Annotated in this window: 24 protein-coding genes; 10 read left to right on the top strand and 14 right to left on the bottom strand. The window is 72.3% G+C overall.

Going from position 1 to position 19,173, the window contains the following annotated elements; translation table 11 throughout:
- Positions 1-101: 101 nt before the first annotated feature.
- Together CG740_RS00215 and CG740_RS41475 are read left to right on the top strand one after the other, a co-directional pair.
- Positions 102-647 carry a DinB family protein gene (locus CG740_RS00215; RefSeq protein WP_100572797.1) on the top strand — a complete coding sequence of 182 codons (546 nt, stop codon included), beginning with the start codon at positions 102-104 and terminating at the stop codon, positions 645-647.
- Positions 648-750: 103 nt separating this feature from the next.
- On the top strand, positions 751-1,236 hold the full coding sequence (locus tag CG740_RS41475; protein ID WP_267895387.1) for a hypothetical protein: 486 nt from the start codon (positions 751-753) through the stop codon (positions 1,234-1,236).
- 35 nt (positions 1,237-1,271) lie between these two features.
- Here CG740_RS41475 and CG740_RS00205 read toward each other — a convergent pair whose 3' ends face one another.
- From CG740_RS00205 to CG740_RS00175, 7 genes are all read right to left on the bottom strand, one after another.
- Complete coding sequence (locus CG740_RS00205) at positions 1,272-1,745, bottom strand: hypothetical protein (RefSeq protein WP_199846282.1); 474 nt, start codon at positions 1,743-1,745, stop codon at positions 1,272-1,274.
- 161 nt (positions 1,746-1,906) lie between these two features.
- Positions 1,907-2,590, bottom strand: a complete 684-nt coding sequence (locus CG740_RS00200) for a uracil-DNA glycosylase (RefSeq protein ID WP_100572796.1) — start codon at positions 2,588-2,590, stop codon at positions 1,907-1,909.
- 93 nt (positions 2,591-2,683) lie between these two features.
- The gene (locus tag CG740_RS00195; RefSeq protein WP_100572795.1) at positions 2,684-4,273 is read right to left on the bottom strand and encodes an ABC transporter substrate-binding protein; all 1,590 of its coding nucleotides are present in this window, start codon (positions 4,271-4,273) and stop codon (positions 2,684-2,686) included.
- 109 nt (positions 4,274-4,382) lie between these two features.
- Positions 4,383-5,144, bottom strand: a complete 762-nt coding sequence (locus CG740_RS00190) for an SDR family oxidoreductase (protein ID WP_100572794.1) — start codon at positions 5,142-5,144, stop codon at positions 4,383-4,385.
- Between the two features lie 17 nt (positions 5,145-5,161).
- Positions 5,162-5,923, bottom strand: coding sequence for a 3-oxoacyl-ACP reductase FabG (gene fabG, locus CG740_RS00185; protein WP_100572793.1), 762 nt, complete (start codon positions 5,921-5,923; stop codon positions 5,162-5,164).
- A gap of 147 nt (positions 5,924-6,070) precedes the next feature.
- On the bottom strand, positions 6,071-6,454 hold the full coding sequence (locus CG740_RS00180) for a DUF3037 domain-containing protein (protein WP_100572792.1): 384 nt from the start codon (positions 6,452-6,454) through the stop codon (positions 6,071-6,073).
- Positions 6,451-7,341 carry a HipA family kinase gene (locus CG740_RS00175; RefSeq protein WP_234375970.1) on the bottom strand — a complete coding sequence of 297 codons (891 nt, stop codon included), beginning with the start codon at positions 7,339-7,341 and terminating at the stop codon, positions 6,451-6,453. The genes CG740_RS00180 and CG740_RS00175 overlap by 4 nt, the downstream gene beginning before the upstream one ends.
- Before the next feature lie 172 nt (positions 7,342-7,513).
- Here CG740_RS00175 and CG740_RS00170 point away from each other — a divergent pair, with 172 nt between their 5' ends.
- On the top strand, positions 7,514-7,975 hold the full coding sequence (locus tag CG740_RS00170; protein WP_100572791.1) for a Rieske (2Fe-2S) protein: 462 nt from the start codon (positions 7,514-7,516) through the stop codon (positions 7,973-7,975).
- Here CG740_RS00170 and CG740_RS00165 read toward each other — a convergent pair.
- Complete coding sequence (locus CG740_RS00165) at positions 7,962-8,612, bottom strand: isochorismatase family protein (RefSeq protein WP_100572790.1); 651 nt, start codon at positions 8,610-8,612, stop codon at positions 7,962-7,964. The genes CG740_RS00170 and CG740_RS00165 overlap by 14 nt on opposite strands.
- Before the next feature lie 114 nt (positions 8,613-8,726).
- Here CG740_RS00165 and CG740_RS00160 point away from each other — a divergent pair, with 114 nt between their 5' ends.
- Positions 8,727-9,203, top strand: coding sequence for a pyridoxamine 5'-phosphate oxidase family protein (locus tag CG740_RS00160; protein WP_100572789.1), 477 nt, complete (start codon positions 8,727-8,729; stop codon positions 9,201-9,203).
- A gap of 9 nt (positions 9,204-9,212) precedes the next feature.
- Here the strand turns inward: CG740_RS00160 and CG740_RS00155 are convergent, their stop codons facing one another.
- The gene (locus tag CG740_RS00155; RefSeq protein WP_100572788.1) at positions 9,213-10,124 is read right to left on the bottom strand and encodes a LysR family transcriptional regulator; all 912 of its coding nucleotides are present in this window, start codon (positions 10,122-10,124) and stop codon (positions 9,213-9,215) included.
- Positions 10,125-10,162: 38 nt separating this feature from the next.
- On the opposite strand from CG740_RS00155, the gene CG740_RS00150 reads away from it, so the two are divergent.
- Positions 10,163-11,182, top strand: coding sequence for a DMT family transporter (locus CG740_RS00150; protein ID WP_100572787.1), 1,020 nt, complete (start codon positions 10,163-10,165; stop codon positions 11,180-11,182).
- Here CG740_RS00150 and CG740_RS00145 read toward each other — a convergent pair.
- Positions 11,176-12,516 carry an aminotransferase class I/II-fold pyridoxal phosphate-dependent enzyme gene (locus CG740_RS00145; RefSeq protein ID WP_100572786.1) on the bottom strand — a complete coding sequence of 447 codons (1,341 nt, stop codon included), beginning with the start codon at positions 12,514-12,516 and terminating at the stop codon, positions 11,176-11,178. The genes CG740_RS00150 and CG740_RS00145 overlap by 7 nt on opposite strands.
- Before the next feature lie 35 nt (positions 12,517-12,551).
- Between CG740_RS00145 and CG740_RS00140 the strand changes: the two genes are divergently transcribed.
- Positions 12,552-13,223, top strand: coding sequence for a pyridoxamine 5'-phosphate oxidase family protein (locus tag CG740_RS00140; protein ID WP_376496867.1), 672 nt, complete (start codon positions 12,552-12,554; stop codon positions 13,221-13,223).
- A 160-nt stretch (positions 13,224-13,383) separates the two neighbouring features.
- On the opposite strand, the gene CG740_RS00135 is transcribed toward CG740_RS00140, so the two are convergent.
- From CG740_RS00135 to CG740_RS00125, 3 genes are all read right to left on the bottom strand, one after another.
- Positions 13,384-14,361 (bottom strand): DMT family transporter, encoded by a 978-nt coding sequence (locus CG740_RS00135; RefSeq protein WP_234375969.1) that lies wholly within the window; start codon positions 14,359-14,361, stop codon positions 13,384-13,386.
- A 163-nt stretch (positions 14,362-14,524) separates the two neighbouring features.
- The gene (locus tag CG740_RS00130; protein ID WP_100572784.1) at positions 14,525-15,553 is read right to left on the bottom strand and encodes an EamA family transporter; all 1,029 of its coding nucleotides are present in this window, start codon (positions 15,551-15,553) and stop codon (positions 14,525-14,527) included.
- A gap of 175 nt (positions 15,554-15,728) precedes the next feature.
- The gene (locus CG740_RS00125) at positions 15,729-16,265 is read right to left on the bottom strand and encodes a Clp protease N-terminal domain-containing protein (RefSeq protein WP_100572783.1); all 537 of its coding nucleotides are present in this window, start codon (positions 16,263-16,265) and stop codon (positions 15,729-15,731) included.
- Positions 16,266-16,512: 247 nt separating this feature from the next.
- On the opposite strand from CG740_RS00125, the gene CG740_RS00120 reads away from it, so the two are divergent.
- Both CG740_RS00120 and CG740_RS00115 read left to right on the top strand, forming a co-directional pair.
- The gene (locus tag CG740_RS00120; protein ID WP_100572782.1) at positions 16,513-16,704 is read left to right on the top strand and encodes a hypothetical protein; all 192 of its coding nucleotides are present in this window, start codon (positions 16,513-16,515) and stop codon (positions 16,702-16,704) included.
- Between the two features lie 127 nt (positions 16,705-16,831).
- On the top strand, positions 16,832-17,260 hold the full coding sequence (locus CG740_RS00115; protein WP_100572781.1) for a type II toxin-antitoxin system Rv0910 family toxin: 429 nt from the start codon (positions 16,832-16,834) through the stop codon (positions 17,258-17,260).
- Between the two features lie 55 nt (positions 17,261-17,315).
- On the opposite strand, the gene CG740_RS00110 is transcribed toward CG740_RS00115, so the two are convergent.
- Positions 17,316-17,915, bottom strand: a complete 600-nt coding sequence (locus CG740_RS00110; protein ID WP_100572780.1) for a PadR family transcriptional regulator — start codon at positions 17,913-17,915, stop codon at positions 17,316-17,318.
- A gap of 215 nt (positions 17,916-18,130) precedes the next feature.
- Here CG740_RS00110 and CG740_RS00105 point away from each other — a divergent pair, with 215 nt between their 5' ends.
- Positions 18,131-18,658: a cupin domain-containing protein gene (locus tag CG740_RS00105; RefSeq protein WP_100573569.1), complete on the top strand. Its 528-nt coding sequence runs from the start codon at positions 18,131-18,133 to the stop codon at positions 18,656-18,658.
- Positions 18,655-19,062 carry a VOC family protein gene (locus CG740_RS00100; RefSeq protein WP_100572779.1) on the top strand — a complete coding sequence of 136 codons (408 nt, stop codon included), beginning with the start codon at positions 18,655-18,657 and terminating at the stop codon, positions 19,060-19,062. Before CG740_RS00105 ends, CG740_RS00100 begins: the two co-directional genes overlap by 4 nt.
- Positions 19,063-19,173 lie beyond the last annotated feature (111 nt).

Genomic DNA, 19,173 nt, shown 5'->3' with positions numbered 1-19,173 from the left:
CGCCAGGCGGCGAAGCCCCCGCCAGCCCCCGGCCCCGTGCACCCCGCGGCCGGTGCTTGCGGGGCGATAACCGGTGGCCGCGGGGCGGGTGGGCCGACAGGATGGGCGGCATGACGACCTCCGCCGTACCGCCCGCCGAAACCCCCGAGCGCGCCGAGCCCGCCCTGGACGCCCCCGAGCGGGCCATGCTCGAAGGCTGGCTTGAGTACCACCGCGAGACCCTGGCCCAGAAGTGCTCGGGGCTCCCCGACGAGGAGCTGAAGCGGGCCGCCGTGCCGAGCTCCGAGCTCACCCTGCTCGGCCTGCAACGCCATCTCTCCGAGGTCGAACGCTGGTGGTTCGTCTCGGTGTTCGCCGGAGGGTCCGACGAAGGCGTGTACGGCACCGAGGAGGACCCGGACGGCGACTTCCACTTCGGCCCCCAGGACACCTACGCGGAGGCCCTCGCCACCTGGCAGAGCGAGGTGGCCGCCGCACGCGCCGCCGCGGCCGGACACGGCCTCGACGAACTCAGCGTCGGCACCGCACGCAGCGGCCGGCACTTCAGCCTGCGCTGGATCTACACCCACATGATCGAGGAGTACGCCCGCCACAACGGCCACGCCGACCTGCTGCGCGAGGCCATCGACGGCTCGACGGGAGCCTGAGCGGGCGGGCCGCCGCCACACGGGCAGCCGGCGGGTCACTCGTGCGGGCCATTGTGCCCGGCCCAGGTGGCCCAACGGCGGCCGCAGCCAGCACAGTTGACGGATGCACCGCATCCGCAATGCGCTGAGGCTCCTGACGGCCGCGGCCACCCTGGCCGTCTGCGGATGCGTCGCCGGCTGCGTCGCGGTCGGGGGCGGTCCCGCTCCCGCCGCGCCACCCGCCCCGCCGGCCCGGCAGCACCAGGCCTCCGGGGCCGTCCAGGCCCCGGCGCGTGAGGCCCTGGACACGGTCCAGCCCCCCGATGGCCCCTCCCCCGTCACCCCCACCGCCCCCGCGCCACGCACGCCCCCGGAGCAGGAGCAGGAGCCGCACGCCCGCCCGGACCCGCCCCGCCGCGAGCGGCGCTCAGGGGCCGAAGAGCAGGAGCCGACGCACCATCCCTCCGCCACCCCCGGGAGGCGCCGCCCCCGTAGCACCCCGCCGCAGCCCGCCCCGGGCGGTGACCTCTGCGCCCTCGGCCGACGCTACGGCGGCTGGCGCGAGGACAGCCCCGAGGCCCGCATCTGCCGTGCCACGTACGGCAACTGACGCTCCATCAGGACGCCGTCACCCAAGCGGCGCCCTCAGACCGTGTCCAGCTGCCGCTCAAGGCGGCGCAGCGCCTCACGGATGTCGTTCCCGTAAGCGTCGTCGGACAGCGTGTCCAGTGCGTCATGGGCGCGGTCGAGATGGAGGCGGGCATCCTCGGGGCGGTGCAGTTTGACGTAGTCCGCCGCGAGGTTGAGATGGAGCGAGGGGTAGAAGGCCCGTACCGCGAGCGAGTCGTGGTGCTCGTCGAGACGGGACTGGGTCAGGCCGTCGGCCGCCGCCAACGCCCGTAGGTCCCACGCCAGTTCGTCCCCGGCGTCGTCCTGGGCATCCGCCATGTAGTGGGCCAGGGTGCAGCGGTGCAGCGCGTCGCCCTTCTCCCCGATCTCCGACCACAGGATGCCGAACCGGTTGCGGGCCTCCTCGCGGTCCCCTCCGTGCAGCAGCATCATCGCCTGCCCGATCCGGGTCATCACGAGGTCCCCCGGGGCTTCCTGCATGTCCGTCACCGCTGTCTCCGCCCGTCGTCCCGAAACTCCAACGACTTCGACGCTAACCGCCGCCACTGACAATCGGCCTGAGGCTCGGGCGGCCGCCCCGACCTGTCAGCCGGACGCCGTCACACGTCCCGCCGACGGGCGCCCGCCGCCCGGCCTCCGCCCGGTGGACCTCAGGCCAGATTGGGGATGCGCCAGTCGATGGGGGCGTGGCCCTGCGCCGCGACCGCCTCGTTGATCTGAGTGAACGGGCGGGACCCGAAGAACTTCTTGGCCGAGAGCGGCGAGGGGTGGGCGCCCTTGACCACGACATGGCGCTCCTCGTCGATCAGCGGGAGCTTCTTCTGCGCGTAGTTGCCCCACAGCACGAAGACCGCCGGATCGGGCCGCGAGGCGACGGCCCGGATCACCGCGTCGGTGAACTTCTCCCAGCCCTTGCCCTTGTGCGAGTTGGCCTCGCCCGAGCGCACCGTGAGCACCGCGTTGAGCAGCAGCACGCCCTGCTCGGCCCACGGCATGAGGTAGCCGTTGTCCGGGACGTCCAGACCCAGCTCGTCGCGCATCTCCTTGTAGATGTTGCGCAGCGAGGGCGGCGTCCTGACCCCGGGCCGCACCGAGAAGCACAGGCCGTGCCCCTGGCCCTCGCCGTGGTAGGGGTCCTGACCCAGGACCAGGACCTTCACCTTGTCGTACGGGGTCGCGTCAAGGGCCGCGAACACCTCGTCGCGGGGCGGGAAGACGGGACCCTTCGCCCGCTCCTCCTCGACGAACGCGGTGAGCTCCTCGAAGTACGGCTTCTGGAGCTCCTCGCCGAGGACGCCCTGCCAGGACTCGGGCAGCATGGCGGTATCGGTCACGTCAACAACCTCCGTGGGACATTCGGTTCCCGCACTCTCTCGCGGAATCCCGAACCTACCCGCCGCCACTGACAACGCCGCCCGCGCCCGCTCCTACCAGCTGGTCTTGCGGTGCAGCTCCCACATCTGCATGACCGTCTGCGGGTCCATCGCGCGCTCGCCGCCCGCAATGTCGTCGCTCGCCGCGAGGTAGATCTTGCCCTGCCACAGCGGCAGCAGCCGTACGTCGTCGACCAGGATGTCCTGCGCCCGCTCGAACTGCCTGCTCGCGGCGCCGCGGTCGGAGATCTCGCGCGACTGCGGGAGCAGTTGGCTGGTGATCTCGGGCTGGTCGTAGGGCGTGCCGACGGCGTTCTCCTTGCCGACGAAGGGCGCGATGAAGTTGTCGGGGTCGGGGAAGTCGGGGAACCAGCCGCGTCCGAAGACGGGCAGGTCACCGGACTGGAAGCCCTCGGTGTACGTCTTCCAGGGGCTGCTCTTGAGCGTGATGTCGAACAGCCCGGAGGCGTCGAGCTGCCGCTTGAGTTCCTTGAACTCCGCGGCCATGGACGAGCCGTAGCGGTCGGTGGTGTACCAGAGCGTGAGCGGGACCGGGGTGGTGATCCCGGCCTTGCGCAGGATGTCCTTCGCCTTGGGGACGCTGGGCGAGCCGAAGGTGTCGAAGAAGCTGGTGGTGTGCCCGTTCACGCCGGTGGGGACCATCGAGTACAGGGGCTCGGCGGTGCCCTTGTAGACCTTGGCGACCAGGGCGTCGCGGTCGACGAGTTGGGCGACCGCGCGGCGCACCGCGGGCTTCGCGGCCTCGGGGTCCTTGGGGTTGAACACCAGGAAGCGGATCTCGGTGCCGGTGTTCTCGACGAGCTGGTACGGCTTGCCCGCCGCCTTCTCGCCCCGGATGTCCTCGACCTCGTCGGCCGTGATGCCGCGGTAGGTGATGTCGATCTGCTTGCTCTTGAGGGCGTCCAGCATGCCCTGGGAGTCGTGGAAGTAGCGGATGGTGACGCCGTCGTTCTGGCGCTGCGCGAAGCCCTGGTAGCTGCTGTTCTTCTTCAGGACCGCCCGGTCGCCCGCCTTGAACGACTCCAGCGTGTAGGGGCCCGAGCCGGTGAGCCCGCCGTCGTCGCGGAGCTTGTCGGCCGGGTACGCCGCGGGGTCCACGATGGACATGGCGGGCGCGCCGAGCACGTAGGGGAAGGTGGCGTCGGGCTTGTTGAGGTGGAAGGTGACCGTCAGCTCGTTGTCGGCGGTGACCTTGTCGAGGCTGCTGAGCAGCCCCTTGGGGCCGGCCTTCACATTGATCTTGACGATGCGGTCGAAGGAGTACTTGACGGCGTTCGCGTCGAGCTTGGTCCCGTCCGAGAACGTCATTCCCTTGCGCAGGGTGCAGGTGAAGGTGCGGCTCGACTTGTCCTGGAAGCCGCAGGACCGCGCGGCGTCCGGCTGCGGGGCGCTGCTGCCGGTCGGGAAGGCCACCAGGGTCTGGAAGACGTTGCGGTAGAGCTCCCACGATCCGTCCCAGGAGGCCGCCGGGTCGAGCGTGCTCGGCTCACTGGTCGTGCCCACCGTGATCTCCTGCGGGGCGCCGGACGATCCGCCCGGAATCAGACCGCAGCCGGCCAGCAGGGATATGGACGCAAGGGCCGTCACGGCGGGTCGGCAGTTGGTCCCTCTGAACACGTGCACGCTCCTCGGTCGGCCATGGATCGGCAGACCATACCGCAGTGCCCCGCTGGGTCAACCGACCGTCTCAGCAGGGCACTTGGCATATTCAGGAGCAAATCAACTCGACGTCTCAGTGGACCCCTACGTTCAGGAAGAGGCCGCCGTCGACGACCAGGGTCTGTCCGGTGACCCAGGCCGACTGCTCGGAGGTGAGGAACGCGGCCGCGCCCCCGATGTCGGAGGGCACGCCGAGCCGGCCCATCGGGTAGGCCGCGGCGGCCTCCGCCTCGCGGCCCTCGTACAGCGCCTGCGCGAACTTGGTCTTGACCACGGCCGGGGCGATCGCGTTGACCCGTACCGTCGGCGCGAACTCGTGCGCCAGCTGGAGGGTCAGGTTGACCATGGCCGCCTTGCTCATGCCGTACGCGCCGATGAACGGCGAGGCGGAGACTCCGGCGATCGAGGCGATGTTGACGATCGCGCCGCCGTTCTCCTTCTGCCAGGCCTTCCAGGTCTGCTGCGCGAAGCCGAGCGCGGAGATCACATTGGTCTCGTAGACCTTGCGCGCGACGTTCAGGTCGAGCTCGGCGATCGGGCCGAACACCGGGTTCGTACCGGCGTTGTTGACCAGGAAGTCCACCCGCCCGAACGCCTCCATGGTGCGTTCGACGGCGGCGGCCTGGTGGGCCTCGTCGGCGGCCTTGCCCGGGACCGCGATGACACGGTCGGAGCCGAGCCGCTCGACGGCCTCCTTGAGGGCGTCCTCGCCGCGTCCGGTGATGCACACCCGGTCGCCGCGGGCGACGAGCGCCTCCGCGATGCCGTAGCCGATGCCGCGGCTCGCTCCGGTGACCAGGGCCACCTTGCCCGACAGTTCAGGAAGTTCAGTCATGTTCGGTGCCCCTGGCCTTAGTTGAGCGGTCCGCCGGCCACGTACATGACCTGGCCGGAGACGAAGTCCGCGGCCTCGCCGGTGAAGAAGGCGATGGCGTTGGCGATGTCCTCGGGGTGGCCGACGCGCTGGACCGGGATCTGGGTGGCGGCCGCGGCCTGGAAGTCCTCGAAGCCCATGCCGACACGGGCGGCGGTCTGCGCGGTCATCTCGGTGACGATGAAGCCGGGGGCGACCGCGTTGGCGGTGATGCCGAACTTGCCGAGCTCCTTGGCGAGGGTCTTGGTGAAGCCCTGGAGGCCGGCCTTCACGGCGGAGTAGTTGGCCTGGCCCCGGTTGCCGAGCGCGGAGGACGAGGAGAGCGAGACGATACGGCCCCACTTGGCATCCACCATGTGCTTCTGACAGGCCTTGGCCATCAGGAACGCGCCCTTGAGGTGGACGTTCATGACCGTGTCCCAGTCCGACTCGCTCATCTTGAAGAGGAGGTTGTCGCGGAGCACGCCGGCGTTGTTGACGAGGATGGTCGGCGCGCCGAGCTCGGCGGCCACCCGCTCCACGGCCGCCTCCACCTGGGCGCTGTCGGAGACGTCGCAGCCGACGGCGATGGCTCGGCCGCCCGCCGCGGTGATCTTGTCGACGGTGTCCTTGCAGGCCGCCTCGTCGAGATCGAGTACGGCGACGGCCCGGCCCTCGGCCGCAAGCCGGACGGCGGTCGCGGCGCCAATGCCCCGCGCCGCCCCGGTCACGATGGCGACACGCTGCTCGGTGGTGGACATGCTGTTCTCCTCGCCCTGGGATCCGCGGCCCTCAGTCACTGAGCAACCGCTTAGTAGCTTCAGCAGACGTGACGCTAGAAGCCCTGGCACCCGGTGTCAACGGGCCACGGATCCCCCGGCGCATGTCACACCCCCGCCGGGGCGGATTCAGCGCACCAGCAGGTCCAGCAACCGCTCGGCCTCGGCCCGCGGGTCGGCGGTGAGGCCGGTGTGCACCGGACCGGGCTGGACGACCGTGGAACGCGGCGCGATCAGCCAGCGGAAGCGCCGCCCCGCGTCGTCACCCGCCGCCTGGCCGGCCGCCTCGCCGCCGCCGCAGACGCCCTCCACGGCGCGCAGCGCGGCCCGAACGCCCACGACGTCGGCATCCGGGTCCAGGGCCTTCAGCTTCGTCTCGTCCAGATGGGTGCGCGCCGCGACGAAGGAGTGGGCGCGGCAGTAGACCAGCACTCCGGCGTTGAAGCACTCCCCGCGCTCGACGCGTGGCACCACGCGCAGCAGCGCGTACTCGAAGACATCGCGCTTGCTCAACGGTCGGCATCCTTCTGGCTGTTCTGGCTCTGCTGGCTGTCCTGGTTCTGCTGGCTGTTCCTGGTCGGGTGCGGCCAGGGCTTGATCTGGTCGGTCAGCCAGCCGGGGGCCTGCGAGGGCTTGGTGGCCGCGGGGGCGTCGAGGACGATCCGCTCGTGGATCGTGGCGGCGCGGGCGAGCAGCGGCTCGACGTAGGCGCGGCGCAGCTCGTCGGTCGTCTCGAAGCCGGGCTCGTCGACCAGCCACTCGTCGGGGACGAGGGCGGTGACCTCGGTCAGGAGTTCCTCGGTGATCAGCGGCGCGAGTTCGGCGGCAGCGGCGGCGAGGTCCGGCCCGAAGGGCGCGAGCGCATGGTCGGAGGCGTTGTAGGGCTTGGCGGCGGAGGCCGCGGCGCCCGGCCAGTTGTGGTGCCAGATCATGGTGGCGCCGTGGTCGATGAGCCACAGGTCTCCGTGCCACACCAGCATGTTGGGGTTGCGCCACGACCGGTCGACGTTGTTGATCAGCGCGTCGAACCAGACGACCCGGCCGGCCTCGGCCGCGCCCACCTCGTAGGCCAGCGGGTCGAAGCCGAGCGAGCCCGGCAGGTAGTCCATGCCCAGGTTGAGGCCGCCGCTCGCCTTGAGCAGTTCCTGCACCTCCTGGTCGGGCTCGGACAGGCCGATGACCGGGTCGAGCTGGATGGTGACCAGCTCCGGGACGCGCAGCCGGAGCCTGCGGGCGAGCTCGCCGCAGATGACCTCCGCGACGAGCGTCTTGCGGCCCTGGCCGGCCCCGGTGAACTTCATGACATACGTTCCGAGATCGTCGGCCTCGACGATGCCCGGAAGCGACCCGCCCTCACGCAACGGCGTGACGTACCGGGTCGCGGTGACTTCAGTGAGCATGGGCACAGGCTACTTCGCGGCTCCCGCCCGCCCGTGCCCCTTTTCCGCCGGGCCGCCTCCACCCGTTCCCCCGGGAAATCACCCTGCCGCTGAACGCCCCGTGCCCCACTCCCGTACTCCCCCACGCAGTCGACCACGCGGTCGAGCGTCATATGTCGAGAGGACAGCCAGCATGAGCACCGAATCGCAGTCCCCGCCCGTCCAGGTGCCGGCGCGCCGGACCGTCATCGCGTGCGTCGGCGCGGCCGGGCTCGCCGCCGCGCTGACCGCGTGCGGGGGCAGCTCGGACAGCGCGTCCTCCGCCGACCCGGCCACGCCCGCCGGGGACGGCGGTGCCAAGGGCGGCGGGAGCGTGCTCGGCACCACGTCGGAGGTACCGCAGGGCGGCGGGAAGATCTTCGCCAAGGAGGGGGTCGTGGTCACCCAGCCCACCGCCGGCCAGTTCAAGGCGTTCTCCGCGAAGTGCACGCATCAGGGCTGTGCCGTGTCGTCCGTGTCGGGCGGCACCATCAACTGCCCTTGCCACGGCAGCAAGTTCGATGTCACGGACGGCAGCGTCAAGGGCGGCCCCGCGCCCTCCCCGCTGCCCCCCGCCGCGATCAAGGTCGAAGGGGGCTCCATCAAGCTCGTGTGACCCGGCGGCCCGGCGCGAGGCAGCCCAGGATGTCGTCCGTGGTCGCCACCGTGGCCACCAGGGCGAGGGTGTGCCGGATCATCGCGGGGGTGTAGTCGGCCGGCACTCCCGCGATCGCGTCCGCCGCGACCACCGCCGTGTAGCCGAGGTTGACCGCGTCGAAGACCGCGTTGGGGATCGCCACGTTCGCCGAGACCCCGGTGACGATCAGGGTGCGGCAGCCGAGGTTGCGCAGGAGCGGGTCCACGTCGGTGCCCGAGACGGGTGAGAGGCCGTGCAGACGGCGTACGACGATGTCCTCGTCCGCCACCTCGATCGGCTCCGCGATCCGCACCGCCCGGGAACCGGAGTACTGCTGCACGGGCAGCCGCTCGGCGGCGCGGAAGAGCCGCGCGTTGCGGCTGGCCCCGCGCCCGTCGGGGCGGCGCTCCGCGACCGCGTGCAGCACCTGGACGCCCGCCCGGTGCGCGCCGGCCACCAGGCGGGCCACATTGTTCAGGACCCCCGACTCCCTTGCCTGCTTGGCGAGTTCGGGCAGTGCGCTGTCGGTGCCGACCACGCCCTGCTGGCACTCGACGGTCATCAGGACCGTGGTGGCGGGGTCGAGCTGTTCCGCGAGGAGTTCCTTCTTCGCCATGGCGCGGGAGGCTAACCGCCATTGCGTGCCGAGGGAAGGGCACGCCATGATTTCTGACGTAGCGTCAGAATGCTGCTGGGCAGCGGACCGTGGACAGAGCGAAGGGGAGGCGTCATGACCGCCACACAGCGTCGGGGCCGACGGATCATGATGAGCGACGAGGAGCGCGACGCCTTCCTCGGCGAGCAGCGCACCTGCCGGGTCGCCACGGTATCGGCCGACGGGAGCCCGCACGTCGCGCCGCTCTGGTACGTCTGGCACGGCGGTTCGCTCTGGCTGTACTCGATCACCCGCAGCCGCCGCTGGGCCCAGCTCGGCAAGGACCCCCGCGTCGCCGTGGTGGTGGACGACGGCACGGAGTACGGGGAGCTGCGCGGGGTGGAGCTCAGCGGCAGCGTCGTACCGGTCGGCGAGGCACCGCGCTCCGGCGAGCCGTGCCCCGAACTCGCGCCCGTGGAGGCGCTGTTCGCGGCCAAGAACTTCGGCCTCCAGGAGATGGTCCACGACGGGCGCCACGCCTGGCTGCGTCTGACGCCGGACACCGTCGTCTCCTGGGACTTCCGCAAACTGGGCGGCGACTTCGGGCGCTGACCGCCGGACTCAGCGGCCCCCGGCCAGCGCCTCCCCCGCCGCCGCCAGGGCGTCGACCGCCGCCCGGATCGAGGGCCTGCGGTCGGCGTCGGCACGCCACACCGCGTATACGTGGCGGCTCATCGCGGCGCGCACCGGAACCACCGCGACCCCGCCGGGGACCGGGTCACGGCCGAGCCGTGGGGCGATACTGACGCCCAAACCGGCTTCCACCAGGGCGAGTTGGGTGGCGTGCTCGCGGGCCACATGGGAGACCTTCGGCTCGATCCCCTTGCCCCGCAGGGTGAACATCAGCCACTCGTTGCAGAACTCGCCCTCGGGCCAGGTGATCCACTCGTCGTCGGCGAACTCCTCCAGGTCCACCGCCGAGCGGCCGGCCAGTGGATGGCCCGCCGGCAGGGCCACGTCCGCGAGGTCGTCGAGGACCGCCCGCTTGGCGAGCCCTTCGGGCAGCGGCAGCGGCTTGTTGTACCAGTCGAGTACGAGCGCGAGGTCGAGGTCGCCGAGCAGCACGCCCCGCACCGACTCGTCGGCCTCCAGCTCCTCGGAGCGCACCACGAGCTGGGGGTGCTCGGCGCGCAGCGAGGCGAGGGCGGCGGGGAACAGGCCCCGCACGGCGGTGGCGAAGCCCGCGATCCGCAGCTCGCCGACGACGCGGTCCCGCTGGGCCTCCAACTCGGCCTGGGCGAGCTGGACTTGGGAGAGGATGCGGGCGGCGTGCTCGGCCAGGAGGCGGCCCGCGTCGGTGAGCCGCACCCCGCGCCCGTTCTTGGCGAGCAGCGGCTGGCCCGCCTCCCGCTCCAGCTTGGCGAGCTGCTGGGAGACGGCCGAGGTCGTCACGTGCAGGGTGTCGGCGGCGCCGCCCACCGAGCCGTGCCGGGCCACCGCGTCGAGGGTGCGCAGGCGCTCCAGATTCAACATGTAAGCGATGCTAACCGATTGCCGCCGCCAAATCTCGCTTGTGCTACGAGGTCCATGGCGCCATCGTGGTCGTCATGACCACCCCCGCCCCTCCCCGGCCCTCCTCCGCCACCCCCCTCCCGTCCCCCACGGCCCCGGCGACGGCCATCGGCCGCCGTCCCGCTCTGGACTGGCGCGTCCGGTTCGCCGGGCTCTCGCTGATCTGGGGCTTCAGCTTTCTGCTGATCAAGGTCGGCACGGACGGCTACGCCCCGTTCCAGGTCACCCTCGGACGGCTGCTCTTCGGCACGCTGGTGCTGGCGGTCGCGATGGCGGTCAAGCGTGAGCGGCTGCCGCGCGGCCGGCGTACCTGGCTCCATCTGACGGTGGCGGCGCTGCTCCTCAACGCCGCGCCGTTCTCCCTCTTCGCGTACGCGGAACTCACCATCCCCTCGACCCTGGCCGGCATCTGCAACGCGACCTCGCCCCTGTGGGGCATGGCCCTGTCGATGGTGGCGCTCTCCGAGGACCGTCCGACCCGTCGCCGGGTCGCGGGGCTCGGGCTCGGCTTCCTCGGGGTGCTCACGGTGCTCGGCGCCTGGCAGGGATTCCACGGGCTGGACGTCACGGGGACGGCGATGGCCCTGCTCGCCTCGCTCTGCTACCCGATCGGCTGGATCTACGTCCGGCGCACCCTGGCGGGCGGCGGGCACTCCAACCTGTCCCTGATCGGCTCGCAGCTGGGCGTCGCGACCCTTCAACTGGCTCTGGTCACACCGCTGTTCGCGGGTCTCCCGCACTCCTTCTCGCTCGTTCCGCTGCTGGCCGTCGCAGCCCTCGGCGCACTCGGCACGGGACTCGCGGTCCTGGTCCAGTACGGCCTCGTCAACGAGGTGGGTCCGACGACGGCCCAGATGGTCACGTACTTCATCCCGGTGATCGCCACGGCCGCCGGGGTCGCGGTCCTCGGCGAGAGCCTGAGCTGGAACACCCCGGTCGGGGCGGCCGTGGTGCTCGCGGGCGCCGCCCTGACCCAGAGCCGGCGGCGCGCGAAGGGGCGGCAGGCGCGGGCTCAGTAGGCGAAGCGGACGCCCGGGCCCGGGCCGACCGCGGAGGCCACGGCGTCCGCGAGCGGCCCGATCTCGTCCGGGCCGAGGCTCGACACGGTGATCCGCATCCCGGGCCCCGAGGCCATCCGGAAGCGCGCCCCGGGGGCCACCGCCCAGCCCGCGTGCAGCAGCCGGGACACCGCCCCCGTCTCCTCGGGCACCGGCACCCACACCACGAAGCCGCTCCGGCCGTGGGCGCGGACCCCGCGCTCGCGCAGCGCCCGCAGCAGCCCCTCGCGCCGCTCGCGGTAGGAGCGGGCGACCTTCGCCGGATCGACCGAGCCGGAAGTCCACAGCTCGACCACGGCCCGCTGGAGCAGGCGGCTGACCCAGCCGGGCCCGAGCCGCTGGCGCCCGCGCACCCGGTCGAGCGTGACGGCGTCGCCGGTGAGGAGGGCGAGCCGCAGATCCGGCCCGTACGCCTTCGCCACCGACCGTACGAACGCCCAGTGCCCGGTCGCCGGGGCGATGGGGTGCAGCGGCAGGTCGACCATGCCGTGGCCGTGGTCGTCCTCGATGAGCAGCACGCCGGGGTGGGCGGCGAGCACCTCGCGCAGCGCGCGGGCGCGGGCCGCGCTCACGGCGGCTCCGGTGGGGTTCTGCGCCCGGCAGGTGATCACGACGGCCCGGGCACCCGCCTCCAGAGCGCGCTCGACCCCCTCGGGCAGCGGCCCCTCGTCGTCGAGCGGCATGGGTTCGGGCCGCAGACCGAGCGCCGGCACGAGGTCGAGCAGCGCGCTCCAGCCGGGATCCTCGATCGCGACCGCGTCGCCGGGCCTCAGATGCGCGGTGAGCACTCGTTCGATGGCGTCGAGCGAGCCCGAGAGCACCCCGACCGGTCCGTCCGGCACGCCCTGTTCGTCGAAGCCGGCGCGGGCGAGGCGGGCCAGCTCCTCGTCCACGGGCTCCTGCCCGTAGAGGAAGCGGCCCGGCTGCTCGGCGTTGGCGCGGGCGGCGGCCGCCAGCGCGTCGGCGAGCGGCGGAAGCAGCCGCGCGTCCGGATTGCCGTCGGAGATGTCGCGGACGCCTTCGGGCACGTCGGCGCGGATGAGGTCGCGGGCCGAACTCGCGGGCCTCGGCCGCACCCGGCTGCCGCGCCGGCCCGCCGTCTCGATCACCCCGCGGTCGCGCAGCAGCCGGTAGGCGGCCGCGACCGTATTGGGGTTGACCCCCAGCTCGGTGGCCAACTCCCTGAGCGGGGGCAGCAGTTGACCCGGTTCGAGCCCGCCGGAACCCACCGCGCGCTCCACGCTCTCGGCAATCTCCGATGCGCGACGCCCTTCGATCCGATATTCTCCTAGCACAAACCAGATTATGCACTAGTGCAATGGAGAACGCAATGTCGGACACCGCGACCGCAGCCCCCTACCAGGCGACCGACCGCACCGTACCGACCCGCTCGCGCGAGCGGGCCTCGTACGACCGCGAGCTGGTGCACGGCATCCTCGACACGGCGTACGTCTGCCACCTGGGATTCGTCCGCGACGGCGCCCCCGTGGTGCTGCCGACGCTCTTCGCCCGGGTCGGCGAGCGGCTGTACATACACGGCTCGACCGGTTCGCGGCCGCTGCGCGCGGCCGGGCAGGCGGACCCGGGGCTGGCGGTCTGCCTGACGGTCACCCACGTCGACGGGCTCGTGCTCGCCCGGTCCGCCTTCCACCACTCGATCAACTACCGCTCGGCCGTGGTGCACGGCATCGCCCACGAGGTCACCGACCCCGAGGAGAAGCGGACCGCGCTCGACGCGATCGTGGACCACGTCGTGCCCGGCCGCTCCCTCGACTCGCGCCCGGCGAACGCCAAGGAGCTGGCCGCGACCGCGGTGGTCCGCCTCGACCTCGACGAGGTCTCGGCGAAGCTCCGCACCGGCGGCCCGAACGACGACGCCGAGGACCTCTCGCTGCCGCACTGGGCCGGCGTCCTGCCGCTCGCCCCGGGTTACGGCGCGCCCCTCCCGGCCGACGACCTCGACCCGTCGGTGGGCGTACCGGACTACCTCACCGTGATGTGAGGTCCGGGATTGCCTCCCCGTGACGTGAGGTCCCGGATTGCCTCCCCGTGATGTGAGGTCCCGGATTGCCTCACCGTGATGTGCGCCGTTTCGTGGCCGCCCCGGGTGGGCCCCCGTTCCGCGGCGGGGGCCGCCCAGGCCGCGGAACGGGGAACGCGCCTTACAGGAGAACCGCCCCGCGGCGGCTCCTGGCCGCCTGCCGGGTCTCGGCCGCCGCGAGCCCGAGCACCGCGAGGAGCAGCAGCGCGGTGCCGACCGCGGTGGCCGCGGTGATCCGTTCGCCCAGTACGGACACGGCCAGCACGGCCGCACTCACCGGCTCCAGGAGCATGATCACGGAGACGGTCGCGGCCCGGACCACCGCGGCCCCGGCGAAGTAGAGGGCGTACGCGAACGCGGTGGGCACGGCCGCCACGTACAGGAGCAGGATCAGCACCCGCACCGGGTCCCCGGTGTGCGGCAGCAGGCCCTCCGAGCCCGCGAGGGGCAGCAGGCACAGGGCCGCCACGCCGAAGGCCCAGGCCGTGGTGGCCGACGGGTCGCCGGCGCCGCCGTCGCGGCCGAGCCACCTGGTCAGCAGGGTGATGGCCGCGTATCCGGCGGCCGAGACCAGCGCGAGCAGGACCCCGGCGGGCCGGACCGTGCCGCCGCCGTTTCCGATCCACAGGACCGCGAGCCCCGCGAGTGCCCCCGCGACGGCGGCTCCGCCCGCCCACCCGATCCGTTCACCGAGGGCCGACCGGGCGCCGAGCGCGATGAGGACGGGGCCGGCGCCGAGCGTCACCACGGTCGCGACCGCGAGCCCGGTGGCCTCGACCGCCGCGAAGTACGCGCTCTGGAAGACCATCAGGCCGACGCCGTTCCCGAGGATGCGCAGCAGCCTGCGGCCGCGCGGTTCGGCGGCCCTGGGTGCGGGTCGGCGGCGCAGCGCCATCGCGCCGAGCAGCAGGACGAGTCCGCCGGCGCAGCGCCAGAAGGACAGGGCGAGCGGTCCGAGGTCGCTGGCCCCGAACACCAGGGCGGCGGCGCCGCCCGCGGTGCCCCAGGCGACTCCGGCGAAGGCGAGGTACAGCAGACCGCGGCCGACGGACAGGGCGGCGGCAGGGGCCGTGGCAGGGCCCGTTGAAGAGTTCGACACGTACGTACTCCGAGGAGGAAGACGGCTGGCTGTTCGCTGGCGTGGAGTACGCGGGCAGCGACGAGCCGCTCGGGGACTGCCCGAGCCGGGTCTTCGTCGGAAGTGCGGCCGCCCGCGTTACGCGGCGGGAGGCGGCAGTACGGTCATCGGCACGATCGTCACCCTAGGCGGGCGAGTGTCCGGGCGACAACTCCCCTTCGGCGGGGAGCGGTCCGCCCGGGGCGGCCGGGGGCAAGGGGGCCGAGGGCGCCTCGGGGGTCGTGAGGGCCTTGGGGGCCTTGGGGGCCTTGGGGGCCGCCGACTGGGCGATGAACGCGCCCGTCAGGACGATGGCGCCGCCGATGATCTGCGACGCGGAGAGGTGCTCGCCGAGCAGGACCCAGGCGAACACGGTCGCCAGCACCGCCTCCAGACAGGCGACCACCCCGGCGACCTGCGGGGAGAGCCGGCGCACCGAGATGACCCCGGTGACATAGGCGAGCACGGTGGCGATCAGCACGATCCAGCAGAGCAGCAGTACGGCGGGGACCTGGGAGCCGTTCATGTCGGCGCTGCCACCGAGCACCGACCACTTCATGCCCCACGGGCGGGCCACCACGGTCAGGACGAGCGCACCGATGAGCAGCCCGTACGCGATGACGCCGATCGGATCGGCCGCGCCCTCGCCCTCGCCGCCCTGGTCGGACAGGACGAAGTAGCCGACCTGGCAGCAGGCCGCGCCGAGCGCGAGGAGCAGTCCGACCGCGTCGAAGCTGAGCCCGGACCAGACCTCGACGACGCAGGCGAGGCCGCCGACGGCGAGCACCACGCCGACCGCAGCGGCCCGGGTGACCTGCCTGCGCTGGACGAACCGGACCCAGCCGAGGACGAGCGCGGGCGCCAGATATTCGACGAGCAGCGCGACACCCACCGGGATGCGGGAGATCGAGGCGAAGTAGCAGGCCTGGACGCCGGCGACGGCGAGCAGCCCGAACCCGGCGAGCAGCGCGGGCCTGCGCAGCACCAGGGCCCGGTGGCGCCAGGCCACCGGGAGCATGACGAGCGCGGCGCCGGTTACCCGCAGCCACACCACGTGCAGCGGGTCGAGCCCCGCTTCGATGAGCGGCTTGGCCGCCACCCCTGAACCACCGAACGCGAAGGCCGACGCCAGGGCGAGTCCCAGGCCGACGCTTCTTCCCTGAGACGCGTGCATCGGCACATCATGGCAGCCCCGGTCAGCACCTTCATCCGCGTGACACCTGTCGAGACGGCGCCCCCGCGCCAGGCCCCGCCCGACGGCCCGAATCCGCCCCGGCGCAGGGCCTTCGGGCCTGGCGGGTCACCCCGCGGGCTACATGCCTGCCGGGTCACCCCGCCCGGGCCTCCGGTCAGGCCAGGTGCCTCCGGCTGTGCGAGGCGGTCGACTGTGCGAGGCGGTCGGCGAGCGCGCCCGCGTCCACACCCGCGTGCCGCAGCACCTCGACGGCGCGGCACTCCGGGTCCGCGGCGAGCGCGGCGAGCACATCGCGGCCCTCGACCGGCTCGGCGCCACGGGCCTCGGCTCGGCCGAGCGCGTACTCCATCGCCGTCAGGGCGCTGGGCGACCAGCCGGGCTGTGTCATCAGGGGTACCGCCCCCGAGTCCTCCACGGAGCCCTGCCAGCGGAGCCCGTATCCGATGCTGCGCTGCACCAAGTAGCCGAGGACGCGCGCCACTTGAGGGCCGTCGTCGAAGACGGACCGCACCTCGGGGTCGCTCTCCATCAGGGAGTGCAGCAGGTGCGCGGTGTCGAGCTGGCGGTCCCCGTCGCGCAGCGCACGCCTGCGCGCGCCCGCGACCACGGAGGCCAGCTCCGCGGTGAGCCGGACTTCGATGTCTGCGGGAGGAGCCCGGTGAGCTGCTCCTGAGGTAGGACGGTGCACCATCCCACCTCATCAGCCGCCGACGCGCGGCACATCCCCGTGCGGAAGCATTTCGATCTCCCACAGAAGGTGGGCACGGATGACCGGCTTCTCCTCCTTACGGATGAGATCTCGGAAATCTCCCGCGCGAGGGGAACTCTGGGCGGCGCGAGACGTACCGGCCCGCGCCCCCGGCGCAACCGGCCCCCCGCGCGGGCTCGTCCTTCCCTCCGGACACAGCCGTCCCCACCCGCCCGCCGAGGGAGCGTCGATGTGCTGGATGGTCGCCCTGCTGGCCCAGGACGGACAGCAGTATGTGTACCGGGTGTACGCGCCGTGCGACGCGCTCCCGGGCGACCTGTTCTGGGCGGCGTTCCACTGCCACGACGAGTCCGCGCGGCCGCGCGCCTGCGACCTGTTCGACTCCGCCGAGATCTGGGCCCTGGAGACTCAGCAGATCTGACGGCCCAGCGGATCAGACGGTCCGACCGATCTGACGGTTCGTCAGTCTTGAATGTTGGCCCGGCTCCGGCTACGTTCCGCGCACGTTCCCGTCACCGTTCCAGGTAGCCCCATGAAGGAGTGGTCGTATGGCCGAGGTCAGCGCGGAGGCACGTATCGAGGCTCCGGCCGAGAAGGTCTGGGCACAGCTCACCGACTTCTCCTCGTACGGCGAGTGGAACGCCACCCACACCAGCTTCCCGGCGGGCGGGCCCGACAAGCTGGAGCTGGGCGCCACCTATGCGGAGAACATGAAGCTCATGGGCTTCCCGGCCGAAGTGGCCTGGACGGTGGACGAGTTCGAGGCCGGGCGGGTGTTCGGCGTCCGCGGCAAGGGCCCGATGGGCGTGAGCGTCTTCAACCGGTACACGGTCGTCCCCGACGGCGGGGCCACCACGGTCCGCATCGACGGCGAGTTCACGGGGGCCGCCGTCTCGCTCATGGCGGGCAAGCTCAAGGACTCGGCCACGGCCGCCCTCAACGAGTCGCTGCGCAAGCTCGGGGGGCTCTGCGTCTGAACCGGACGCGCGAAGCCCCGCGGCCGGTGACCGCGGGGCTTCGCCAGGACGAGGTTCAGTCCTCGTCGGCAAGGATCAGATAGAGCGTCTTACGGGCGTCGTTGATGACGGTGAGCGCCTTCTGGCGCTGGTCGGCCGAGCCGGTCTTCCAGACCTGGCCGAACGCTTCCATCAGACCGAAGCCGGCCTGCCGGATCTCGTGCATGGCCTCCCAGTCGACCCCGCGCCCGGCGTCCTCCCAGGGAGCCTCGGCCCCCGATTCGGCCTCCGTGCGCCCGGCGTCGGTGAGCGTGAACAGCTTCTTGCCGCCCTCGCTCTCGCTGGTGATCAGGCCCTCGTCCTCCAGGAGCTGGAGGGTGGGGTAGACCGAGCCGGGACTGGGCTTCCAGGCCCCGCCGCTGCGCTCGCCGATCTCCTGGATCATCTCGTAGCCGTGCATCGGCCGGTCCTTCAGCAGGGCCAGGATCGACGCGCGGACATCTCCGCGCCGCGCCCTGCCCCTAGGACCACCCCGACCGCCGCGGCCGCCGGGGCCACCGCCCCACGGTCCGCCGCCGAAGCCGGGACCGAAGGGTCCGAAAGCGGCACGCCGCCCCTCGAAGTCGCCCCGACCGCGATGGCCGGGTCCTTGCTGTCCGTATCCATGTGAACGCATGGTTCATTTCCTTCCATCGTTGATCTGTCGCGATGCGTCAACGATATATCGGTGACTTACGTTTGACAACCCCTTGTCCCGGAGGTGGCCCGACGGACGCTTCGGGGGTGGCCGCCGGCCCGGCCGGGCACCGTTCGGCCCAGGGCAATTGGCCCAGCCATCCGGCGCCGAAATGGCCCGGTCCGTAGGGCAGTTGGAAACGTAGGATCATGATCATGACTGAGGCAACGAACCCCGCCATCGCTCCTGACACCGCCTTTCCGGCCGTGCTGACCCGCCACGCCGAAGCCGAGATCTGCGCCGACCCGAGCAGCGTGATGACCCTGCTGGCGGACGCGGACACCGCCGGCCCCGGCGGCGGCTTCACGAGCTACCGCTCCAGCTTCAGCGAGGGGGCCGTGGGGGCGCCGGCACACTTCCACACCAAGGCGACCGAGCTGTTCTTCGTGATCGGCGGATCCCTGCGGGTGCTGGTGGGCGACGAGGTCACCGTCCTGAACGCGGGCGACTTCCTGGCCGTCCCGCCGCACACACCGCACGCCTTCGCAGCGGCGCCCGGCGCCGAGGCCGACATCCTCTTCGTGTTCACCCCCGGGATGGGCCGGTTCGACTACCTGCGGCTGCTCGGCCGGGTGATGCGGGGCGAGGCCGACCCGAAGGAGATCGCCGAGTCGGCGGAGCGCTTCGACAACCACTACGTCGACAGCCCCGCATGGCGTGCCGCCCTGGAGCGCTCGGCATGATCGACCCCGCGAGCCACATCCGGGTGGCCCGCCCCTCGCGGGACCTCGCCGCCGCCCAGCACTTCTACGTGGAGGGCCTCGGGCTCGATGTGCTGTGGCACACCACCGAGCGGGTCCCGGGCGAGCACGACCTCCTCATGGTCGGGCCGCCCGGCGGGTGCTGGCACTTCGAGCTGACGCACGACCCCGAGCGCCCGCTGGAACCCACCCCGACCGTGGACGACCTGTTCGTGGTCTACCTCGGGGCCCCGGTGGAAGAGGTCCTGATCAACCGGCTGGTCGCCGCCGGCGGCACCCGGGTCCCCGCGCACAACCCGTACTGGGACGAGCACGGCGTGACGATCGCCGACCCGGACGGCTATCGCCTCGTCCTGTGCGTCCGCACTTGGGGCCAGACCGCCTGAGACCCCGCCCGGGCCCGCTCGCCCCGGGGCCCGCACGGGCGCACGATGGAGGGAGCGGAGCGGGAGCCGGCACAGACGTGCCGGCCCTGGACGCCCCGGTGCGGAACGCCG

Source organism: Streptomyces sp. CB01201, from assembly GCF_002803085.1.
In the GTDB taxonomy this organism is placed as follows: Bacteria; Actinomycetota; Actinomycetes; order Streptomycetales; family Streptomycetaceae; genus Streptomyces; species Streptomyces hundungensis.
This window is presented reverse-complemented; position numbering and strand designations above follow the sequence as displayed.

Bases quoted from the DNA above. Each gene is read 5' to 3' on its own strand.
- CG740_RS00160 (WP_100572789.1), top strand. From the start codon at position 8,727: ATGACCGCCACACAGCGTCGGGGCCGACGGATCATGATGAGCGACGAG.
- CG740_RS41475 (WP_267895387.1), top strand. From the start codon at position 751: ATGCACCGCATCCGCAATGCGCTGAGGCTCCTGACGGCCGCGGCCACC.
- CG740_RS00125 (WP_100572783.1), bottom strand. From the start codon at position 16,265: ATGGTGCACCGTCCTACCTCAGGAGCAGCTCACCGGGCTCCTCCCGCA.
- CG740_RS00105 (WP_100573569.1), top strand. From the start codon at position 18,131: ATGACTGAGGCAACGAACCCCGCCATCGCTCCTGACACCGCCTTTCCG.
- CG740_RS00170 (WP_100572791.1), top strand. From the start codon at position 7,514: ATGAGCACCGAATCGCAGTCCCCGCCCGTCCAGGTGCCGGCGCGCCGG.
- CG740_RS00140 (WP_376496867.1), top strand. From the start codon at position 12,552: ATGTCGGACACCGCGACCGCAGCCCCCTACCAGGCGACCGACCGCACC.
- CG740_RS00120 (WP_100572782.1), top strand. From the start codon at position 16,513: ATGTGCTGGATGGTCGCCCTGCTGGCCCAGGACGGACAGCAGTATGTG.
- CG740_RS00110 (WP_100572780.1), bottom strand. From the start codon at position 17,915: ATGCGTTCACATGGATACGGACAGCAAGGACCCGGCCATCGCGGTCGG.
- CG740_RS00215 (WP_100572797.1), top strand. From the start codon at position 102: ATGGGCGGCATGACGACCTCCGCCGTACCGCCCGCCGAAACCCCCGAG.
- CG740_RS00130 (WP_100572784.1), bottom strand. From the start codon at position 15,553: ATGCACGCGTCTCAGGGAAGAAGCGTCGGCCTGGGACTCGCCCTGGCG.
- CG740_RS00190 (WP_100572794.1), bottom strand. From the start codon at position 5,144: ATGACTGAACTTCCTGAACTGTCGGGCAAGGTGGCCCTGGTCACCGGA.
- CG740_RS00175 (WP_234375970.1), bottom strand. From the start codon at position 7,341: ATGCTCACTGAAGTCACCGCGACCCGGTACGTCACGCCGTTGCGTGAG.
- CG740_RS00100 (WP_100572779.1), top strand. From the start codon at position 18,655: ATGATCGACCCCGCGAGCCACATCCGGGTGGCCCGCCCCTCGCGGGAC.
- CG740_RS00155 (WP_100572788.1), bottom strand. From the start codon at position 10,124: ATGTTGAATCTGGAGCGCCTGCGCACCCTCGACGCGGTGGCCCGGCAC.
- CG740_RS00115 (WP_100572781.1), top strand. From the start codon at position 16,832: ATGGCCGAGGTCAGCGCGGAGGCACGTATCGAGGCTCCGGCCGAGAAG.
- CG740_RS00165 (WP_100572790.1), bottom strand. From the start codon at position 8,612: ATGGCGAAGAAGGAACTCCTCGCGGAACAGCTCGACCCCGCCACCACG.
- fabG (WP_100572793.1), bottom strand. From the start codon at position 5,923: ATGTCCACCACCGAGCAGCGTGTCGCCATCGTGACCGGGGCGGCGCGG.